This is a genomic window from Streptomyces sp. G45, from assembly GCF_049542095.1.
Taxonomy (GTDB): Bacteria; Actinomycetota; Actinomycetes; order Streptomycetales; family Streptomycetaceae; genus Streptomyces.
Map to the genome: position 1 here is coordinate 7,789,406 of NZ_JBMUZU010000001.1, position 18,117 is coordinate 7,807,522.

At 73.8% G+C, this 18,117-nt stretch carries 19 protein-coding genes; 8 read left to right on the top strand and 11 right to left on the bottom strand.

What is annotated here, in order from left to right:
* Positions 1-76 precede the first annotated feature (76 nt).
* The 3 genes from ACOBQU_RS33085 to ACOBQU_RS33095 form a co-directional block, all read right to left on the bottom strand.
* Positions 77-256: a hypothetical protein gene (locus tag ACOBQU_RS33085; RefSeq protein ID WP_423632263.1), complete on the bottom strand. Its 180-nt coding sequence runs from the start codon at positions 254-256 to the stop codon at positions 77-79.
* Between the two features lie 143 nt (positions 257-399).
* Positions 400-972, bottom strand: a complete 573-nt coding sequence (locus ACOBQU_RS33090; protein WP_423632265.1) for a DUF2165 domain-containing protein — start codon at positions 970-972, stop codon at positions 400-402.
* A 105-nt stretch (positions 973-1,077) separates the two neighbouring features.
* Positions 1,078-2,589 (bottom strand): MFS transporter, encoded by a 1,512-nt coding sequence (locus tag ACOBQU_RS33095; RefSeq protein WP_423632267.1) that lies wholly within the window; start codon positions 2,587-2,589, stop codon positions 1,078-1,080.
* 146 nt (positions 2,590-2,735) lie between these two features.
* Here ACOBQU_RS33095 and ACOBQU_RS33100 point away from each other — a divergent pair, with 146 nt between their 5' ends.
* Positions 2,736-3,401: a TetR/AcrR family transcriptional regulator gene (locus ACOBQU_RS33100; RefSeq protein WP_423632268.1), complete on the top strand. Its 666-nt coding sequence runs from the start codon at positions 2,736-2,738 to the stop codon at positions 3,399-3,401.
* Here the strand turns inward: ACOBQU_RS33100 and ACOBQU_RS33105 are convergent.
* Positions 3,385-4,251 (bottom strand): LysR family transcriptional regulator, encoded by an 867-nt coding sequence (locus ACOBQU_RS33105; RefSeq protein ID WP_423632270.1) that lies wholly within the window; start codon positions 4,249-4,251, stop codon positions 3,385-3,387. The genes ACOBQU_RS33100 and ACOBQU_RS33105 overlap by 17 nt on opposite strands.
* 192 nt (positions 4,252-4,443) lie before the next feature.
* On the opposite strand from ACOBQU_RS33105, the gene ACOBQU_RS33110 reads away from it, so the two are divergent.
* Complete coding sequence (locus tag ACOBQU_RS33110) at positions 4,444-5,013, top strand: cupin domain-containing protein (protein WP_423632272.1); 570 nt, start codon at positions 4,444-4,446, stop codon at positions 5,011-5,013.
* Positions 5,014-5,030: 17 nt separating this feature from the next.
* On the opposite strand, the gene ACOBQU_RS33115 is transcribed toward ACOBQU_RS33110, so the two are convergent.
* The 4 genes from ACOBQU_RS33115 to ACOBQU_RS33130 form a co-directional block, all read right to left on the bottom strand.
* Positions 5,031-6,785, bottom strand: a complete 1,755-nt coding sequence (locus tag ACOBQU_RS33115) for a reprolysin-like metallopeptidase (protein ID WP_423632274.1) — start codon at positions 6,783-6,785, stop codon at positions 5,031-5,033.
* Positions 6,782-6,952, bottom strand: a complete 171-nt coding sequence (locus tag ACOBQU_RS33120; protein WP_423632276.1) for a hypothetical protein — start codon at positions 6,950-6,952, stop codon at positions 6,782-6,784. The genes ACOBQU_RS33115 and ACOBQU_RS33120 overlap by 4 nt, the downstream gene beginning before the upstream one ends.
* Positions 6,953-7,174: 222 nt before the next feature.
* Positions 7,175-8,047 carry an undecaprenyl-diphosphate phosphatase gene (locus tag ACOBQU_RS33125; protein WP_423632278.1) on the bottom strand — a complete coding sequence of 291 codons (873 nt, stop codon included), beginning with the start codon at positions 8,045-8,047 and terminating at the stop codon, positions 7,175-7,177.
* A 213-nt stretch (positions 8,048-8,260) separates the two neighbouring features.
* Positions 8,261-8,743, bottom strand: coding sequence for a winged helix-turn-helix transcriptional regulator (locus ACOBQU_RS33130; protein WP_423632280.1), 483 nt, complete (start codon positions 8,741-8,743; stop codon positions 8,261-8,263).
* Between the two features lie 124 nt (positions 8,744-8,867).
* Between ACOBQU_RS33130 and ACOBQU_RS33135 the strand changes: the two genes are divergently transcribed.
* Positions 8,868-10,037, top strand: coding sequence for a thiolase family protein (locus ACOBQU_RS33135; protein ID WP_423632282.1), 1,170 nt, complete (start codon positions 8,868-8,870; stop codon positions 10,035-10,037).
* An 84-nt stretch (positions 10,038-10,121) separates the two neighbouring features.
* Here the strand turns inward: ACOBQU_RS33135 and ACOBQU_RS33140 are convergent, their stop codons facing one another.
* Positions 10,122-10,826, bottom strand: a complete 705-nt coding sequence (locus ACOBQU_RS33140; protein WP_423632284.1) for a TVP38/TMEM64 family protein — start codon at positions 10,824-10,826, stop codon at positions 10,122-10,124.
* 49 nt (positions 10,827-10,875) lie between these two features.
* Between ACOBQU_RS33140 and ACOBQU_RS33145 the strand changes: the two genes are divergently transcribed.
* The 3 genes from ACOBQU_RS33145 to ACOBQU_RS33155 all read left to right on the top strand — a co-directional run bounded on the left by ACOBQU_RS33145 (position 10,876) and on the right by ACOBQU_RS33155 (position 14,213).
* Complete coding sequence (locus tag ACOBQU_RS33145; protein WP_423632286.1) at positions 10,876-11,580, top strand: DNA alkylation repair protein; 705 nt, start codon at positions 10,876-10,878, stop codon at positions 11,578-11,580.
* 366 nt (positions 11,581-11,946) lie between these two features.
* Entirely contained in the window at positions 11,947-13,116 is a 1,170-nt protein-coding gene (gene tuf / locus ACOBQU_RS33150) for an elongation factor Tu (protein WP_423632288.1), read from the top strand.
* Between the two features lie 245 nt (positions 13,117-13,361).
* Complete coding sequence (locus ACOBQU_RS33155; protein WP_423634878.1) at positions 13,362-14,213, top strand: spermidine synthase; 852 nt, start codon at positions 13,362-13,364, stop codon at positions 14,211-14,213.
* A 23-nt stretch (positions 14,214-14,236) separates the two neighbouring features.
* Here the strand turns inward: ACOBQU_RS33155 and ACOBQU_RS33160 are convergent, their stop codons facing one another.
* Together ACOBQU_RS33160 and ACOBQU_RS33165 are read right to left on the bottom strand one after the other, a co-directional pair.
* Entirely contained in the window at positions 14,237-15,301 is a 1,065-nt protein-coding gene (locus ACOBQU_RS33160) for a hypothetical protein (protein WP_423632290.1), read from the bottom strand.
* 164 nt (positions 15,302-15,465) lie between these two features.
* Entirely contained in the window at positions 15,466-16,485 is a 1,020-nt protein-coding gene (locus ACOBQU_RS33165; RefSeq protein WP_423632292.1) for a hypothetical protein, read from the bottom strand.
* Between the two features lie 293 nt (positions 16,486-16,778).
* Here ACOBQU_RS33165 and ACOBQU_RS33170 point away from each other — a divergent pair, with 293 nt between their 5' ends.
* Complete coding sequence (locus ACOBQU_RS33170) at positions 16,779-17,237, top strand: DUF4442 domain-containing protein (protein WP_423632293.1); 459 nt, start codon at positions 16,779-16,781, stop codon at positions 17,235-17,237.
* A gap of 187 nt (positions 17,238-17,424) precedes the next feature.
* Positions 17,425-18,117, top strand: coding sequence for a DedA family protein (locus tag ACOBQU_RS33175; RefSeq protein ID WP_423632295.1), 693 nt, complete (start codon positions 17,425-17,427; stop codon positions 18,115-18,117).

Genomic DNA, 18,117 nt, shown 5'->3' on the forward strand with positions numbered 1-18,117 from the left:
GAACGAGCATGGAACGAGGAGTTCCTCGGGAGGGGGATCCTGAGGAACTCCTCGGGGGGTGAGGGTGACCGCGGTCCTAGGCGGCCTGCACGACCTCCGTGCGCACTGCCTCGGCCCACTCCGTCACCAGCCGCTCGTACTCCCGGCGCTGCTCGGCGGACAGCCGACCGCCCGCGCGCAGCCACAGGCCACGTATCCGCTCGTTCAACTCGGCGGACGACCGCACGGAACCATGGGGGTGAGGGGTTAAGGGCATGGGTCAAGCCTAGGCGATAGCAACCACGTTCGGAACTGTCGGCTACCGCACACGTGCGGGACGTGATCGCCGCCCGGGTGGTCAAACCCCGTACGAAGTCCCGGAACTGGCGCGTCCGCGCAGTTCACGCCGGTGTGCGCGGCTCACGACGGCGCGTTCGTGCGGCTCGACCGCCGTGCGGAGAACGGCAGATGGACCACGAGAAGTGAGATGCCGCACAGCGTGACCACGCGGGTCGCGGCGTCGAGGCCGTTCCAGTTCTTGGACTGCCACATGGCGAACCACTCGCCGCCGACGCCGATGAACCCGCCGCCGAACAGCAGCAGCAACATCACCAGGCCGACCGTGCTGGCCCGCCGCGCCCGGCCGAACCCGTGGCCGCGGCGCAGCGCCGCGCACCACCACACGGTCCCGGTGACCAGCACGGCCGCGGCGACGGTCTCCCAGGCGATGATGCAGATGTACGCCGTGTCCTGGAGGGCGCGCGAGGTGACGGCGCGCCACATCAGGTCGTCGTCCTGGAAGGTGGTGTCCATGGCGAGGACGTGCCGCACGAACTGCCGGTTGGTGTCGAAGTCCGTGATGTTGCCGAACGCGACGAGCGCGATGTAGAGCGCCACGACGCCCGTGAGCGCCGCGGCGGCGAGCGCGGGCGTGCCCAGCGCGCCCCCTCTGCCGCCGCCCTGTTCCGGACGGTCCTCTGCACCCGCGGTCATGCCCGCTCCCTTCACCAGTGGCGTCGCCCGCCCTGGTCGGCGGACGGGTGCCCCATGGTCGCAGGACACCGCCGCGTCCGCGCAGGTGGGAGGTGCGGTACGGAATCACGCCGTACGCGGCCGGATGCGGCGGGCGGTCAGGGCGCCGACGGCGGCCAGGGACCCGGTGAGCGCGAACGTGGCCGTCAGGGCGACGGTCACCGTCGATCCGTACGCGTCGGCGAGCGACACCGCAGCGCCGCCGAGGCCGCTGAGGACCGCGACCGCCAGGGTCTGGGCGAGCTGCATGGAGCCGCTGGCCTCGCCTTGCCGGTCGGCCGGGGCCTGCTCCATGGCGTCCGTGGTGGCCGCGTTGAAGGCCACGCCCATGCCCGCGCCGCCGATGGCCCAGCCCGCCACGGCGATCAGCGCGGGCACGCCGTCGACGAGCACGCCGAGCGCCATCACCACGACGCCCGCGAGCAGCGTCACGCAGCCGAGGGCGATCGGCACGGCGCGCGAGCGGCCGCTCCAGCGGCCGTCGGCCCGGCCCTGCCAGGCCGCGCCGAGCACCCAGGTGATGGCGCCCGCCGACAGGCCGAGCCCGGCCTCGGACGCGCTCAGGCCGCGCAGTTCGACCAGGCCGAGCGGCAGGAAGGCCTCACTGCCGAAGTACGCGCCGCACAGCAGGAAGCGCAGCACCACACCGGCGGGCACGCCGGGCCGCATGGCCAGCGTCCCGGAGGGGGTGACCGCGCGCAGCGCGAGGGCGGCGGTGACCGCGCCGACGACGGCGAGCGGGACCAGCAGGGCGAGCCGGTGGAGTTGCAGCCCGGCGAGCAGCACGCCGGTGCCCGCGGCGAGCAGCACGCTGAGCGCGACCGGCGAGGACCACCAGCGGCCCGCCGTGGCGGCCGGGGCGCGCTCGGGGCCGCCGAGGCGGCGCAGTTGGGGCAGGGTGAGCGCGGCCGCCAGGGCGATCAGGGGCAGCAGCAGCACGAAGACGCCGCGCCAGGAGACGTGGTCGGCGATCAGGGCGGCGATGGTCGGGCCGATCAGGGACGGCACGGTCCAGCCGCCCGACACCAGGGCGAACATCCTGGCCCGCAGGGCCTGCGGGTAGGCGAGCGAGATGGCGGTGTACGCCAGCGCCATGACCGCGCCGACGCCGAGGCCCTGGAGGAAGCGGCCGACGAGGAAGGTCGGCCAGCTGGGCGCGGCACCGGCGACCGCGCAGCCGACCGCGAAGACCGCGAGGCCGACCGCGAAGGGGCGGGCGGGGCCGTGGCGGTCGGCGTCCCTGCTCGCGGCGACGGTGCCGATGAGGTTGGCGAGCATCAGCGCGGACAGGCCCCAGCCGTAGGCGTTGAGGCCGCCGAGGTGCCCGGCGATCTCCGGCAGGACCGTGGCGACGCCCATGGACTCGAACGCGACGAGCCCGACCGACAGGACGATGCCCCAGGTCAGGGCCGCGTAGGGGGCGCGGAAGACGCTGTCGGCGGGCGCGTCGACGCGGGCCGCGCCGCCGGGTTCGTCCGGCGCGCCCTGCGCGGGTGCGGGCGTGGTGCCACCGCCGACGGGGGTGGTTGTGGGTGCGGCGTCACCGTCGCCGACGGTCGACTCCTGCTGTGCGGGCAAGGCCGATCCCCTCCTTGTTCTCGTTTTCGAGGCTTCGAGGCTTCGAGGCTTCGAGGCTTCGAGGCTTCGAGGCTGGTTCTCGCCTTCGCAGCTTTACGTTCCGGACCGGAACGGAATGAAAGCACATGCTACCTATACTGATCCGCATGGCAACCCCGGACTCCGCAGCCCCGTCCGCCCGTTCGACGGGGCGCCCGCGCGACACCCGGCTCGACGCGGCCATCCTCAGGGCGACGTTCGAACTCCTGGAGGAGTCCGGCTACCCGCAGCTCACGCTGGAGGGCGTGGCCCGGCGCGCGGGCACCACCAAGCCCGCCATCCGCCGCCGCTGGCCGTCCCGGCAGCACCTGGTGATCTCCGTGCTCGCCGAGAGCATGGGCACCGCGCCCACCCCGGACACCGGCTGTACGCACTGCGACCTGATCCTCGGCATCGAGACCCTCACGCAGGCCTTCGGCAACACCCTGGGCCGCCGTACGCTGCCCGCCCTGGTCGCCGAGCTGGCCGACGACCCCGAGCTGGACCGGGTCTTCACCGAGACGATCTTCCGGCCCCGCAGGGCCACCACGGAGGCCGCGCTGCGCCGGGGCATCGAGCGCGGCGACATCCGGCCCGACGCCGACATCGACCTGCTCCTGGACATGTTGGGTGCCACCACGTACCACCGCGTGCTCTTCGGCCACCTGCCCGTCACGGACTCACTGGCGCACGACGTCGTGATGACGGTGATGGGCGGCGCGGCGACCCCCCAGTGGCGCGGGCACTACGAAGAGCGCCACGAGGCGCCGCCGAAGGTCAGGGCAGGACGCTGAGCAGCCGCCGCAGCGCGGGCCCCGGCGGGCCCGGCGGCACCACGAGCGACGTCGTCAGGGCCGGTGCGGCCAGCGGGCGCACGGCGACGCGCGGGAACGACGGCACCCCCGTCACTTCGTAGAAGACGGTCCAGGAGGCGGCGCCGCCGCCGATCTCGGCAAGGGTCTCCTGGAGCGTGGTGAACGGCGGGCCGAGCAGCGGCTCCGCGCCCGCGGCCCGCAGCGTTTCGGTCACCAGGTCGTGGAAGGGCGGATTGGCCGCGCGCGGGGCGAGCCGCAGCGGCAGGTCGGCGAGGTGTTCCAGGCGCGGCGCCAAGGCGGCCGTCGCGAGCGGGTGGTCGGCGGGGAAGGCCACGTACAGCGGATCGCTCCACACGGGCAGCAGTTCGAGCCCCGGCGCCCGTACGGCCGCCCGGACCAGCGCCGCGTCCAGTTCGCCCGAGCGCACCGCGGCGAGCCGGTCCGCGAGGCCGAGGCGCCGCAGCCGCACCTGGAGGCTCGGCGCCACCGCCGCGAGGTCCGCGAGCAGGCGCTCGACCCGGTCTCCGGGCCCCTGGACGGTGCCGAGGCGCAGCAGACCGCCCTCCCCGGACGCGAGGTCGGCCGCCACCCGGCGGGTGCGCCGCGCCGCCGCGAGCACGGCGTGCGCCTCGGGCAGCAGCCGCTCGCCCGCGGCGGACAGTCCGACGCTGCGGGTCGAGCGGTGGAACAGGGGCACGCCCAGTTCGCGCTCCAGGCGGCGCACCTGCTGGCTGACCGCCGACTGCACGATGCCGAGCCGCTCGGCGGCCCGGCTGAAGCCGCCCTCCTCGGCGACGGCCACGAAGTACTGGAGCTGCCGCAGTTCCACCGGTCCTCCTGTTCCGCACCCGCCTGGATTCCGTTCCGCACCGGCCTGGATTCCGTTCCGCACCCGCCTGGATTCATCGCGATCGGTGATCACTGGAGGTGACAACTGCTTCTGGTACGCGGCTTCTTCCCCGGGTCGAATGGACCGCGTGCGGACCGAAGGGCGGTCGGCCGAGGGAGAGGAGCCGGGCGGATGGCCGAGAACACACAGGGGGCAGGGGGCGCGCTGGTCGTGCCGCCCGGCGCGGCGGAGCACGTGCCGCTGCCGCACGGCGGCGGCTTCGACCTGCTGGCCGACGCGGCGCACACCGGCGGGGCGCTCGGCGCCAACAGGCTGACCCTCGGCGAGGGCGCGGACGGCGCCCGCCCGCACCACCACGCCCGGTCCACCGAACTGTTCCACGTCCTCGACGGCGCCCTGGACTTCTTCCTCGACGGCGACCTCGTCACCGTGGGGCGCGGCGGTCTGGTCGTGGTGCCGCCCGGGACGCCGCACGCGTTCGGGGCGGTCGCGGGGAGCGGGCGGAGGTCCTCGCGGTGCTGGCCCCGGGCGTCGACCGGTTCGGCTACTTCAGGGCGCTCGGCCGCGTCCAGCACGGCCTGGAGCCCTTCGAGCGGCTCCTGCCCGAACAGGACCGGTACGACGTGCACTTCCTCGACGCCGGGGCCTGGCGCACCGCGCGCGAGGCACGGGCCGCCGCACACCGCCAGCGGGCGCGCTAGTCCGCGTAACGAGACCGCTCCGGTGCGCTGGTCCGTGTAGGGGACCGGTCCGGTGCGCTAGTCCGTGTACGTGTACGGGATGGACGCGGTCAGCGCGGTGCCGCGGGCGGTGGCGAACCGGACCGGGCCCGCCCGCGGGTAGGCGGGCGCCGTGAACGTGACGCGGCCGTCGTCCACGACGCGCACGTCCGTGGCCGCCACCCCGCGGAAGCCGCCCGCGGTGGGGGTGCCCGCCAGGACCTGGGTGGTGCCGGTGAGTCCGGCGCCGGTGAGGGTGACGGGGTAGCCGCCCCGGACGGAACCCGACGCGGGGGAGACGGCGGTCAGCGCGGCCGGGACCGGGCTGAGCGGGGCGTCGCTCTCCACGAACCGGACGGCCACGAAGTGGTCGCTGTCCATGGTGACGCTCAGGGCCGCCGCGCGGGTCGGCTGCACCCGGCCGTCCACGATCCACCGGTCGATCTTGTGGCCGGGGTCGGGCACGGCGCTGACCGTGACCTGGTCGCCGCTGGTGAACAGGCCGGTGGCGGGCGCGGTGACGGTGCCGCCGGTGCCGTCCACGGGCACGGCGGTGAGGGCGTACCGCTGGGGGGCCGTGCTGTCGGCGGGCGTGCGGTAATTGGCGAGCACCGGCCCGGTGAGGTTCATGACGCGGGTGGCGTCGGCGGGCTCCGGCGCGCCGAGCGGCACCCCGCGCGGCTTCCCGCCGTACGTCTGACGCGGGTTGGAGAACCACATCTTGCTCTCGCACCGGTCCTCGTCGGCGCAGCTCATGGGGTACCCCATGATGTCGACCCAGGTGCGGTCGCGGGGCAGGAAGCCGTGGTTGTCCGGGTAGTACGGGTTGTGGTTGCCGGGCCGGTAGGCGGGGTCGTCCGGGTCGACGGGGTCGGTCACGTAGTCGTGGTTGAGGCCGAAGTTGTGGCCGATCTCGTGGGCGAGGTGGTGGGTGCCGAAGGTGTCGGCCTGCTGCGCGCCGAAGCCGGTGCCGTCCGAGCCGCGGCGGGCGGCGGTCCCGGGGACGAGGTGCGGCAGCGTCGGGGTCATGCCGGTTCCGGCCGTGTAGACACCCTCGGGCGGCGTGAACCGGGACAGGACGTGCACGAGGTCGGCGCCCCTGGCGTCCCGGGTGGCACGGACGTTGGTGGCCCAGTTGCCGCCGTACCGGGCGTCCCGCGGGTTGGCGAGGGCGTTCGTCATGCCCGCCATGTCGCTGGCCTCACCGGGCCAGCGCGGCGTCTCGAAGGTGCCGAGCAGGTTGAGGCGGGCCTTGACCTGGCTGTCGGCGTACGCCTGGTTGGTGCCCTCGACGGCGGCCTTGGCCTGGAGCGCGAGGGCGGCCGCGCCGCCCTCGGTGCCGGTGGCGGTCTCCGGGGTGTAGCCGATGAGTACGTCGATGACCGGATCGGTGGGGGCGGCGCGTCCGCGGGGCGGCGCCGCCGGGCGCGGGGTTCCGGCCGGGCGCAGCGCGTCCCGGACGAGCGGTGTCTGGCGCAGGGTGTCGAAGGACCGCAGGCGCGAGGTGCCGGGCCGGACGGCCTCCAGGGCGTAGCGCATCCGCCCCCGGTTGATCTCCCCGGCGACCCGGGGTCTGCCCCCGGCGCAGGCGCCGTCGACCGCGAGGGTGACCGGCCGGTCGGCGCGCCCGCCGACGCGCCCGCTCCACAGGAGGGTGCCCTCGTGGTCGCGTGACACCTTCGTGGCCCGGGCGGTGACGGTCCGCCCGTCGAACAGCGGCAGGCGGCGCCGGTCGGGCGCCGCGACCGCCCCGCGCTCGCACAGGGCGCGGAAGGCGCCCTCGGGCCAGGTCACCTCGCCCGTGCGCAGCAGCCCGGGCAGGCCGGGGCGGTCGGTGCGGGCCGGGCGGTCGGGGAGGGCGCGGCGGCCGCCGGGCGCGCGGCGTCCGTCCCCGGGGCAGCGGGCAGCGCCGTGGCGAGGGCGGCGACGGCTCCGACAGCGGCGTACCTGACGGGGATCATGCGGGCTCCTTCGTGCACGTGGGCGAACAGGCCGGACACGAGCACGATCACCCGGAGCGGGGGCGGGCGCGGCGGGAGCGGGGCCGAATGGCGGCGTGGGGGAGCCGAGTGCACCCCGCCTCAGCCGGAGCGCGCCGCCCAACGCGAAGTGGCCCGCTTCAGACCCAGCGGCGGCCCGCCCCAGACCCCCAGGGCGGGCCGCCGCAGGCGGCGAAGGCCGCCTCAGTCGGCGGACTCACCCGCGTGCGGACTGAGTTCGCCCACGCCGACCAGCACGAACAGCACGATGCCGAGCAGGACCCGGTAGTAGACGAACGGCATGAAGCTCTTGGTCGTGATGAACTTCATGAACCACGCGATGACGGCGTATCCGACCACGAACGCGATGATCGTCGCGAAGATCGTCGGCCCCCAGGACACATGGCCGTCGCCCGCGTCCTTGAGTTCGTACGCGCCGGAGGCGAGGACGGCCGGGATGGCGAGCAGGAACGAGTAGCGGGCCGCCGCCTCGCGGGTGTAGCCCATGAGGAGGCCGCCGCTGATGGTGGCGCCGGAGCGGGACACGCCGGGGATGAGCGCCATGGCCTGGCACACGCCGAAGATGAGGCCGTCGCGTACGCCGAGTTCCTTGAGGTCCTTGCGGCGGCGGATCGCGCGGTGGCGGCCGCCGGTCTCGTCACGGGCGGCGAGCCGGTCGGCGACGCCGAGGACGACGCCCATGACGATCAGCGTCGTCGCGATCAGGCGCAGATCGCGGAACGGCCCCTCGATCTGGTCCTTGAGCGTCACGCCGAGCACGCCGATGGGGATGGAGCCGACGATGACCAGCCAGCCCATCTGCGCGTCGTGGTCGGACCGCGGCACCTTGCCGACGAGCGAGCCGCACCACGCCGAGATGATCCGGCCGATGTCCTTGCGGAAGTAGATCAGGACGGCGGTCTCGGTGCCGATCTGCGTGATGGCGGTGAACGCGGCACCGGGGTCGTGCCAGCCCGCGAACGCCGCGGTCAGCCGCAGGTGCGCGCTGGAGGAGATCGGGAGGAACTCGGTCAGTCCCTGGACGAGTCCGAGGATGAACGATTCGAGCCAAGACATGAAAACTGCGCCGTCCAGTAACTGTTCGTGCGCTGACCCGTGAAGTGGCGGTCAGAGGCGAGGAAGGGGGACCAGGGCGGCGAGGCGGGGTGTGCGTGCACGGGGTCGTCCGATGGGGTGGGAGAGGTGATCGCGGTGCCTCACCGGGGGGCAGCGTAGCGCCACTGGGTTACGGGCTCGTGGGAGGCCCTTCCCTTGGGCGTCCCCGGCCCGTCACGCACCGCCCGTCGGCGCCCCCTCGGCCGCGGGGCCGGTGAGCGTCCACCCCGGCACCTGGGGGTGCGCCGTCAGGTCCTCGTGCCGGACGGCCTCGCCGCAGGCCGAGCAGGTGACCACCGGGACCAGCTCGTGGCCGCAGGCGTGCTCGATGACCATGGGGCGGTCGTGCGGGCCGCGCAGATGGCGGTCGCCCCACTCCTTGAGGGTCATCAGGACGGGCTCCAGGTCGAGGCCCGCGGGCGTCGGCCGGTACTCGTAGCGCCTCGGGCGCTCGCTGTAGGCGGTCTTCTGGAGGATGCCTGCCTCCACCAGGCGGCGCAGCCGGGCCGTCAGGACGTCGCGCGGGGCGCCCGTGTTGCGGGCCAGCTGGTCGAAGCGGCGCGCGCCGAGGAGCACCTCGCGCAGCACGAGCAGGGAGTACTTCTCACCGACGACGGCCAGGGTGTCGGCGATGACGCAGGGGCGGGGGTCTTTCATGGGGTCAGTCTAAAGGTGGGTTGGAAAATCAAACTCACTTGGTTACTGTGAAGTAGTCAGTGCGTCCAGTTTTCAAACCCATGGCTCCGGGCGCTGCGGCCCGGCCCGTTCGAGAGGCACCCTCATGCGTGACGCCGTCATCGTCGAAGCCGTACGGACCCCGGTGGGCAAGGGCAAGCCGGGCGGCTCCCTCGCCCATGTCCACCCGGTCGAGCTGCTCGCGCACACGCTGCGCGCCCTGGTCGAGCGCACCGGCGTCGACGCCGCCCTGATCGACGACGTGATCGGCGGCTGCGTCGACCAGGTCGCCGAGCAGGCCATGAACACCACGCGGTACGCGGCGCTCTCCGCGGGCTTCCCGGAGTCCGTGCCCGCGACCACCGTCGACCGCCAGTGCGGCTCGTCGCAGCAGGCCGTGCACTTCGCGGCGCAGGGCGTCCTCTCGGGCGCGTACGACCTGGTCGTGGCCTGCGGCGTGGAGTCGATGAGCCGCGTGCCGATGTGGTCCAACGTGCCGGCGGGCGCCGACCCCTTCGGCCCCGGCGTCGCCGAGCGCTACCCCGAAGGGCTCGTGCCGCAGGGCGTCAGCGCCGAGCTGATCGCCGCCAAGTGGTCCATCAGCCGCGAGGAGATGGACGTCTTCGCCACCGGCTCGCACCAGAAGGCGGCCCGCGCCTGGGAGAGCGGCCTCTTCGACGCGGAGGTCGCGCCCCTGGAGGGCGTCACCCGCGACGAGTCCGTCCGCCCCGCCACCACCCCGGAGGTCCTCGCGGGCCTCAGGCCCGCCTACGAGGACCCGGCCTTCGCCGAGCGCTTCCCGCAGATCGACTGGTCCGTCACCGCGGGCAACAGCAGCCCCCTCAACGACGGCGCCTCCGCCGTCCTCATCACCACCAGTGAGAACGCCGCCCGTCTCGGACTGCGCCCGCTGGCCCGGCTGCACAGCTTCGCCGTCACCGGCTCCGACCCGCTCCTGATGCTCACCGGCATCCTGCCCGCGACCGAGAAGGTGCTGCGCCGGGCCTCCCTGACGCTCGACGACATCGACCTGTTCGAGGTCAACGAGGCCTTCGCGAGCGTGGTCGTGAGCTGGCTGCGGGAGACCGGCGCGGACGCCCGGAAGCTGAATGTGCACGGTGGCGCCATCGCGCTGGGGCACCCGCTCGGCGCGAGCGGGACGCGGATCATGACCACCCTGGTGCATGCCATGCGGGTACGAGGGGCGCGGTTCGCCTTGCAGACGATGTGTGAGGCCGGGGGGCTCGCCAACGCCACGATTCTTGAACGGGTGTGACGGATGGGGCTGCGCCCCTTTCCCCCCTTGTTGGCGCTGCGCGCCTCGTCCTCAAACGCCGGACGGGCTGAGACCCCCGTCCGGTCAGCGACCGCCCAAGCGGTGTCTCTTGCGCCACGCCACCGCCGCGCCCGCCAACCCCGTCACCGTGATGAAGCCCATGGCCATCAGGAACGCGGGGGAGGTGGGCGTGTCGGCGCGGGCCCCCGCGATGACGTACGCCGCCGTGTTCGGCACCGAGCCGAGCGCCGTCGCCAGCAGGAACGGCAGCAGGCCCATGCGGGACACCGCCGCGCAGTAGTTGGCCGCCGCGAACGGCACACCGGGGAAGAGGCGCACCGCCAGCATCGAGCGGAAGCCGTGGCGGCTGAGCTGCCCGTCCGCCGCCTTCAGCCAGCGGCCCCGCAGCAGCGGGCGCAGCGCGTCCTGCCCCAGCACCCGGCCGAGCCCGAAGGAGACCCCGGCCCCGAGGACCGTGCCCGCGACCGCCGCCGCCAGCCCCGCCTGCGAGCCGAACAGCGCGCCCGCCGCCAGGTTGAGCAGCGGTCGCGGCACAAGCGCCACCGTGCACACGCCGTACGCCAGCGCGAACACGCACACCGCGGCGGTGCCGGTCAGCTCCGGTGGCCAGCCGTCGGCGAGCAGCCGCTGCGGTTCGAAGAGCAGCACGCACGTCCCGGCCGCGGCGAGCAGCAGCACGAGCAGGGACAGCCGCGACCACGGCGACAGAAGGGCCCTGGTGCAGCGCACGGCGAGGCCCGGCGTCCGGGGCGCGGCGGTGTCGAGCATCCGGGGAGACTAACCGACTTGTGTGTCTGATCGCCGTAGGGTGCGTCTCATGGACGTCACAGTGCCGCGCAGCGCGCTCGCCGACACCGTCGTCACACGGCTGACCACGACGTACGCGGAAGCCGCCGATCCGGCCCGCGCGGCGGACATGCGCGCGTACATGAAGGACGTCGCCCCCTTCCTCGGCCTGACGTCACCGGTGCGCAGGGAGCTGGCCCGGACCGTCCTTGCCGGGACGCCACGGCCGGACGAGGCGGACTGCGCGGCGGTCGCGCTGCGCTGCTGGCGGCTGCCCGAGCGCGAGTACCAGTACTTCGCCGTGGACTATCTGCGCCGTCACATCCGGCGCTGCTCCTCCGGGTTCCTGCCCGTCGCCCGGCACCTGGTGACGACCGTGCCCTGGTGGGACACCGTCGACGCGCTCGCCGCCCACGTCGTCGGCGGCCTCGTCGCCGCCGACCCGAAGCTCAGGGCCGACACGGACGCCTGGAGCGCCGACGACGACCGGTGGCTGGTGCGCACGGCCCTCCTGCACCAACTGCGCCACAAGGACGCCACGGACGCCGACCGCCTCTTCGCCTACTGCGCGCGGCAGGCGGGCCACCCCGACTTCTTCGTCCGCAAGGCCGTCGGCTGGTGCCTGCGCGAGTACGCGAAGACCGCCCCGGACGCCGTATGCGACTTCGTCGACCGGCACCGCGACGCCCTGTCGCCGCTCTCGGTGCGCGAGGCGCTGAGGAACATCGGCGCCTGAGCGGCCCGCGACCGGCGCCCTCATGGGGCGCCCTCGTGGGACGGCCGATGACCGCCGGGGCGCAACTGCCCTGTGTGACGGGTGAGTCGCAGAAAATCATTCGACGGACGCGCACGCGTCGGCCATGATCGTCGGCATGTTCCGGCACGCCGTTCTCGCAGCTCCGTCCGCGCTCGCGGGCGCCGCGAAGGCTGCCGCCGTCCCGCCGGGCCTGGTGGTCCACGCCTCCCGAAGCTGACCCTCTCCGGACATTCCGGCGGACCCCGCAGGGGGAGGGTCGGCCGGCCCCAGGGGTCCCCGTCCGACGGCGCGCGTCCCGCGCCGCGGACCCTCACCTTCCGTGCACCCCGTGAGAGGGAACCAGGCATGTCCAAGACGGCGTACATCCGCACCAAACCGCATCTGAACATCGGCACGATGGGCCATGTCGACCACGGCAAGACCACCCTGACCGCCGCCATCACCAAGGTCCTCAGCGAGCGCGGCACCGGCGCGTTCGTGCCCTTCGACCGCATCGACCGCGCGCCCGAGGAGGCGCGCCGCGGCATCACCATCAACATCGCCCACGTCGAGTACGAGACCGACACCCGGCACTACGCCCACGTCGACATGCCGGGACACGCCGACTACGTGAAGAACATGGTCACCGGCGCGGCCCAGCTGGACGGCGCGATCCTCGTCGTGTCCGCGCTCGACGGGATCATGCCGCAGACCGCCGAGCACGTGCTGCTCGCCCGGCAGGTCGGCGTCGACCACGTCGTCGTGGCCCTGAACAAGGCGGACGCCGCCGACGCCGAGCTGGCCGACCTCGTCGAGCTGGAGGTGCGCGAGCTGCTGTCCGCGCACGGGTACGGGGGTGACACGGTGCCGGTGGTGCGGGTCTCGGGCCTCCGGGCCCTGGAGGGCGACCCCCGGTGGACGGCGGCGATCGAGGCGCTGCTCGACGCGGTCGACACGTACGTGCCGATGCCGGAGCGCTATGTCGACGCGCCGTTCCTGCTGCCGGTGGAGAACGTGCTCACCATCACCGGCCGCGGCACGGTCGTCACCGGCGCCGTCGAGCGCGGCACCGTCCGCGTCGGCGACCGGGTCGAGGTGGTCGGCGCCGACTCCGAGACGGTGGTCACCGGCCTGGAGACGTTCGGCAAACCGATGGAGTCCGCGCAGGCGGGCGACAACGTGGCGCTGCTGCTGCGCGGGGTGGCGCGCGACGCCGTCCGCCGCGGGCACGTGGTCGCCGCGCCCGGCAGCGTCCGCCCGAGCACCCGCTTCACCGCCCAGGTGTACGTCCTGTCCGCCCGCGAGGGCGGCCGCGCGACCCCCGTGGCGACGGGCTACCGGCCGCAGTTCTACCTCCGCACCGCGGACGTGGTCGGCGCGGTCGACCTCGGCGAGGCGGCCGTCGCCCGCCCCGGCGACACGGTCACGATGGCCGTCGAGCTGGGCCGGGCCGTGCCGCTGGAGCCGGGCCTCGGCTTCGCGATCCGCGAGGGCGGGCGCACGGTGGGCGCGGGCACGGTGACGGCCGTCGGCTGACGGGGCACGCGCGCCGACGCCCCCGCGGAAGTCGCTTCCGCGGGGGCGTCCGCGCGCCGCGGGGCGGGCACAATGGACCGGTGGACCAGCCCGCCGACGCCCCTGACCCCGCGCCCATACCCGACGCCGACCCCACCGATCTCACGACAGTGGGGGACCCTCTGGACGAGGAGGGGGACGAGGTGACCGGGGGAGACGAGGTGAGCGCGGTGGAGGCGGCGGACGAGGGGAGCGAGGCGGAGGAGGTGGACGGGGGCGAGCCGCTGCCCGTCAGCCGCGTCGTCGACCACGGCACCGCCAAGCTGCTGCCCGACGTGGACCGCCCGCGCGCCTGGCTCCTCACCCTGGACGGCTCCCCGCAGTCGTACGTCGACCTGGACGAGCCCACGTACCTGGAGTTCGAGTACGCGCGCCGCCTCGCCCACGTCCTGGACACCCTCGCAGAGCCGGGCCGCCCCGTCGACGCCGTCCACCTCGGCGGGGGCGCGCTCACCCTGCCCCGCTACGTCGCCGCGACCCGGCCGGGCTCACGGCAGGACGTCGTGGACGCCGACCGCGCCCTGCTCCGGCTGGTCGTCGAGAAGCTTCCGCTGCCCGAGGACTCCGGGATCCGGGTGCACGGCGCGGACGCCCGCGCCTGGCTCGAAGCCGCGCCGGACGACAGCGCCGACGTGATCGTGGGCGATGTCTTCGGCGGCTCCCGGGTGCCCGCGCACCTCACGTCGGAGGCGTACGCGCGCACCGTCGACCGGGTGCTGCGGCCCGACGGGATCTACGCGGGCAACCTCGCGGACGGGCGGCCCTTCACGTTCCTGCGCGGCCAACTGGCCACGTTCGCCGAGCACTTCGCCGAGCTTGCGCTGATCGCCGAGCCCGCGCTGCTGCGCGGCCGCCGCTTCGGCAACGCGATCCTGCTCGCCGCGCACACCCCCCTGCCCCTGGGCGACCTGGTCCGCCGCACCGCCGCCGACACCTTCCCCGCGCGGGTGGTGCACGGCGCCGCGCTGCACGGCTTCATCGGCGACGCGGCACCGGTGCGGGACGCGGACGCGGTCGGCTCACCGGAGCCTCCGGCGGGGGCGTTCAGCATCGGCTGACGGGCAGGCGGCGCGGCGGGGCCTCAGGACTCCTCGGGGTCGCCGTGCAGCCGCACGGTGGAGAGGATCTTCTTCACCTGCGCGTCGGAGACCTCCTCCTTCACGCCCTTGGCGCCGTGCAGCGTCCAGGCCACGTAGTCGCCGGCGCCGTTCTTGAAGGCGAACGTGGTGGCCTTGCCGTTGGAGTCGCACTTGCCGGACCCGGGGTCACCGACCGAGTAGGTGGTGGTGACGCTGCCCTTGACCCCGGCCTCGGTGGTGTACGACTCGGTCTTGCCGATCTTGATGTTCTTCTTGTCGGCCTTCTTCTGGCCGGTGTAGCCGCCGAAGACCCACCAGGCCGAGTCATTGCGCGACACGGTCTTGGTGTCCTTGGCGCCGTTCTGGCCCTTGGTGCCGACGACCGCGAGGGACTTGTCGCTGGTGCGCCCGTCCTTGTCCTCGTCGGACGTGCACCACTTCTCCTTGAAGACGGCGGGCGCCGACATGATGATCAGCGGCTTGGTGCCGTCGCCCTTGTTGTCCTCGAAGCCGATGAACGTGGTGGGGGACAGGACCTTCCAGTCCGGCGGCACGTCGAAGGCGGTGCCCCACTTGGGGTTCACCACGACCTGCCAGCCGGGGATGGTGGGCTTGGGGTCGCCGCCCGTGCCGCGCGGGTTGTCGTCGTCCGTCGCCGTGGGGCTCGGCTTCTTGGTGGCCGACTTGCTGGGCTTCGGCGCGGCCTTGTCGGCCTTGTCGTCGCCGTCGCCGCCGAGGACCAGGAAGCCGGTCACGCCCGCGGCGACGACCACCGCGCCCGCCGCGACGATGGCCGTGATCTTCGTCTTGTTGCCGCCGCCGCTGCCGCCGTTGCCGCCGCCCGCGTCCGGGCCGCCGGGCTGCGGCGCGCCCAGCGGGACCGTCGGCGCGCCCCACTGCTGCTGGCCGCCCGGCTGCGGCCCCGCGGGCTGCTGGTACGGGTTCGGCTGCTGGTACCCGGGCTGCTGGTAGGGGTTGGGCTGCTGGTACCCCGGCTGCTGGTACGGGTTAGGCGTCTGGTCCTGCGGGTTCTGCGCGCCCCCGGGCGGCTGCTGTTCTGGCCACATGGCCAGTAACCATAGAGGGGCCGGGCGCCCGGGTGCCACGCCCGGCCGGGAGACGGGCGGGCACCGGGGCAGGGCGCGGACCTGGTGGTGACGAACTCGTGAAGATTTGACGTGGTCCGGTCAGGGGGCGGGTGGGCCCTCCGCGGACCCGGCAGCCGGGCGGCTCAGCCCTCCGTCGGCTCGCCGTGCAGGCGTACCGTGCTGAGGATCTTCATGATCGTCGCGGTCGGTATCTCCTCCTTGACGCCCTTGGCCCCGTACAGGTTCCAGGAGACGAAGTCCCCCGCCCCGTTCTTGAAGCCGAAGGAGATCGCCTTGCCGTCGGAGGCGCACTTGCCGCGCTGCGGGGTGTTCGTGGAGCTGGCCCAGGCGATGCTGCCCTTGATGCCGGACGTCGTGGTGTACGGCTTGGCCTTGCGGTCGTAGTCGAAGCTCTTCTTGTCCGGCTGCGTGTAGCCGCCGTAGACCCACCACCCCACGGTGTTCACCGCGACTTCACCGGTGTTCCGCCCGCCGCGCGCACCCTTGGTGCCCGCCGCGGCCAGCTCGATGTCCTCGAAGCGGCCGTCCTTGTCGTCGTCGGACGAGCACCACTTCGGCTTCAGGAGCGCCGGGGACCCCATGGCCGTGATCAGCTCGCCGGTCTTGTGGTCCTCCATGGTCATCGCCCGGCCCGGCCCCTGGACCTGCCAGTCGGGCGGCACGTCGAAGGCGGTGCCCCACTTGGGGTTCACCACGACCTGCCAGCCGGGGATGGTGGGCTTGGGGTCGCCGCCCGTGCCGCGCTCGCTGTCGTCGCCGTCGTCGGCGGTCGGCGACGGCTTCTCGGCGGGGTCCTTCGACGCCGAGGCCCTGTCGTCCTTGTCGCCCTTGCCGTCGTCGCCGAGGACGAGGGCGCCGGTCACGCCCGCGGCGACGACGACGGCCGCCGCCGCGGCGATGGCGATGATCCGGACCTTGTTCCCCTGGTTGCCGCCGCCAGGTCCACCGGGTCCGGTCGGCGCCTGGGGCGCGCCTAGCGGGGTCGTCGGGGCGCTCCACTGGCCCGGCTGCTGAGTCGGCTGCCCCTGCGGCCCCGGACCGGGCTGCTGGTACGGGTTCGGCTGCTGGTACCCGGGCTGCTGGTAGGGGTTGGGCTGCTGGTACCCCGGCTGCTGGTACGGGTTCTGGTCCTGCGGGCTCATGGCGGTCAACCATACGGTCCCTTGTCCGGGTGTCCGCAGGGGTGTCGGGCGTGAAGCGGCCGCGCGGTGTGGGCTTTCAGGTGGCAAATCGCGTAATTCCAGGATGTGTTGTCGTGCCCGTCGCCCGTGGGGCGATGCTGCCGGAGTGAGGGTCCCGGTGGCCGTTGCGGCGGCAACTCGCCTGTACGGGCGCCGAGTTCCCCTCGGAGTACGGGCCCCGGGGTGCCGTGGTGGGCCGACGGTCGAGGGCCCGGCTCTGGCCAAGGGTGCTACTCACGGGTAACATCCTGGTCATGAGCGCAGACCAGATGTCGATCGGCGAGATGCTCGCCGCCACCGTGCCGATGGCCAAGACCCTCAACCTCCAGTTCCTGGAGACCACCCCGGAGCGGGCCGTGGTGGCCCTGCCCGACCAGGGTGAGTTCCACAACCACGTCGGCGGTCCGCACGCCGGTGCCATGTTCACGCTGGGGGAGTCCGCGAGCGGCGCCATCGTGCTCGCCGCCTTCGGCGACCAGCTGTCGCGGGCCGTGCCGCTCGCCGTCCGCGCCGACATCGCGTACAAGAAGCTCGCGAAGGGCCCGGTGAAGGCCACCGCCACGCTGGGCCGCCCGGCCGCCGACGTGGTCGCCGAACTCGACGCCGGGGAGCGCCCCGAGTTCCCCGTCGCCATCGCCATCACGCGCGAGGACGGCGCCGTCACCGGCGAGATGTCCGTGACGTGGACGCTGCGCCCGAACGACGCGAAGTGACGCCTGCCTGACGCCCTGGGGCAGCGCCCGCCCGGTGGACCACGGCACGGCGTCGGCCGCGGCGACGTGCCGCGCGCCGGAGGCGGTCCCGGTGCCCGCCGCGCCGCCCGGTAGGCTGCCCCGGCGCGCGTGATCACGCGAACGAGCGCGCGCCGGATTCGGTCAGGGCACAGCGGAAGGAACCGGGTTGCACGTCCAGGAGTGGCTGGAGCACGTCCCAGCCGTCAGCGTCTACGCGCTCGTCGGACTCGTCATCGGCCTGGAGTCACTGGGCATTCCGCTCCCCGGTGAGATCGTCCTCGTCTCCGCCGCGCTCCTGTCGTCCCAGCACGGCGACGTGAACCCGGTGATCCTCGGCGCCTGTGCCACCGCGGGCGCGGTGATCGGCGACTCCATCGGCTACGCCATCGGGCGCAAGGGCGGCCGCCCGCTGCTCGCCTGGCTGGAGCGGAAGTTCCCCAAGCACTTCAGCGCGGCGAACGTCGGCAGCGCCGAGCGGTCCTTCCAGAAGTGGGGCATGTGGGCGGTCTTCTTCGGCCGCTTCGTGGCGCTGCTGCGCATCTTCGCGGGCCCCCTGGCGGGCGTCCTGCGCATGCCGTACTGGAAGTTCTTCGTCGCCAACGTCCTCGGCGGCATCGTCTGGGCGGGCGGCACCACCGCCGTCATCTACTACATCGGCGTGGTCGCGGAGGACTGGCTGAAGCGCTTCTCCTACGTCGGCCTCGGCATCGCCGTGCTCATCGGCGTCGGCTCGATGCTGCTGGTCAAGCGGCGCGCGACGAAGGCCGCCGAGGAGCACGCGGCGAGCGAGGCGGGCGGCGCGCCGGTCCCGGCCCCCGCGAAGGCGACCGACGCGCGGCCCGTCCCTGCCGCCGACTGA

Coding starts and splice junctions, on each gene's coding strand:
- ACOBQU_RS33085 (WP_423632263.1), bottom strand. CDS start 256: ATGCCCTTAACCCCTCACCCCCATGGTTCCGTGCGGTCGTCCGCCGAG.
- ACOBQU_RS33090 (WP_423632265.1), bottom strand. CDS start 972: ATGACCGCGGGTGCAGAGGACCGTCCGGAACAGGGCGGCGGCAGAGGG.
- ACOBQU_RS33100 (WP_423632268.1), top strand. CDS start 2,736: ATGGCAACCCCGGACTCCGCAGCCCCGTCCGCCCGTTCGACGGGGCGC.
- ACOBQU_RS33110 (WP_423632272.1), top strand. CDS start 4,444: ATGGCCGAGAACACACAGGGGGCAGGGGGCGCGCTGGTCGTGCCGCCC.
- ACOBQU_RS33120 (WP_423632276.1), bottom strand. CDS start 6,952: ATGATCCCCGTCAGGTACGCCGCTGTCGGAGCCGTCGCCGCCCTCGCC.
- ACOBQU_RS33125 (WP_423632278.1), bottom strand. CDS start 8,047: ATGTCTTGGCTCGAATCGTTCATCCTCGGACTCGTCCAGGGACTGACC.
- ACOBQU_RS33130 (WP_423632280.1), bottom strand. CDS start 8,743: ATGAAAGACCCCCGCCCCTGCGTCATCGCCGACACCCTGGCCGTCGTC.
- ACOBQU_RS33135 (WP_423632282.1), top strand. CDS start 8,868: ATGCGTGACGCCGTCATCGTCGAAGCCGTACGGACCCCGGTGGGCAAG.
- ACOBQU_RS33140 (WP_423632284.1), bottom strand. CDS start 10,826: ATGCTCGACACCGCCGCGCCCCGGACGCCGGGCCTCGCCGTGCGCTGC.
- ACOBQU_RS33145 (WP_423632286.1), top strand. CDS start 10,876: ATGGACGTCACAGTGCCGCGCAGCGCGCTCGCCGACACCGTCGTCACA.
- tuf (WP_423632288.1), top strand. CDS start 11,947: ATGTCCAAGACGGCGTACATCCGCACCAAACCGCATCTGAACATCGGC.
- ACOBQU_RS33160 (WP_423632290.1), bottom strand. CDS start 15,301: ATGTGGCCAGAACAGCAGCCGCCCGGGGGCGCGCAGAACCCGCAGGAC.
- ACOBQU_RS33165 (WP_423632292.1), bottom strand. CDS start 16,485: ATGAGCCCGCAGGACCAGAACCCGTACCAGCAGCCGGGGTACCAGCAG.
- ACOBQU_RS33170 (WP_423632293.1), top strand. CDS start 16,779: ATGAGCGCAGACCAGATGTCGATCGGCGAGATGCTCGCCGCCACCGTG.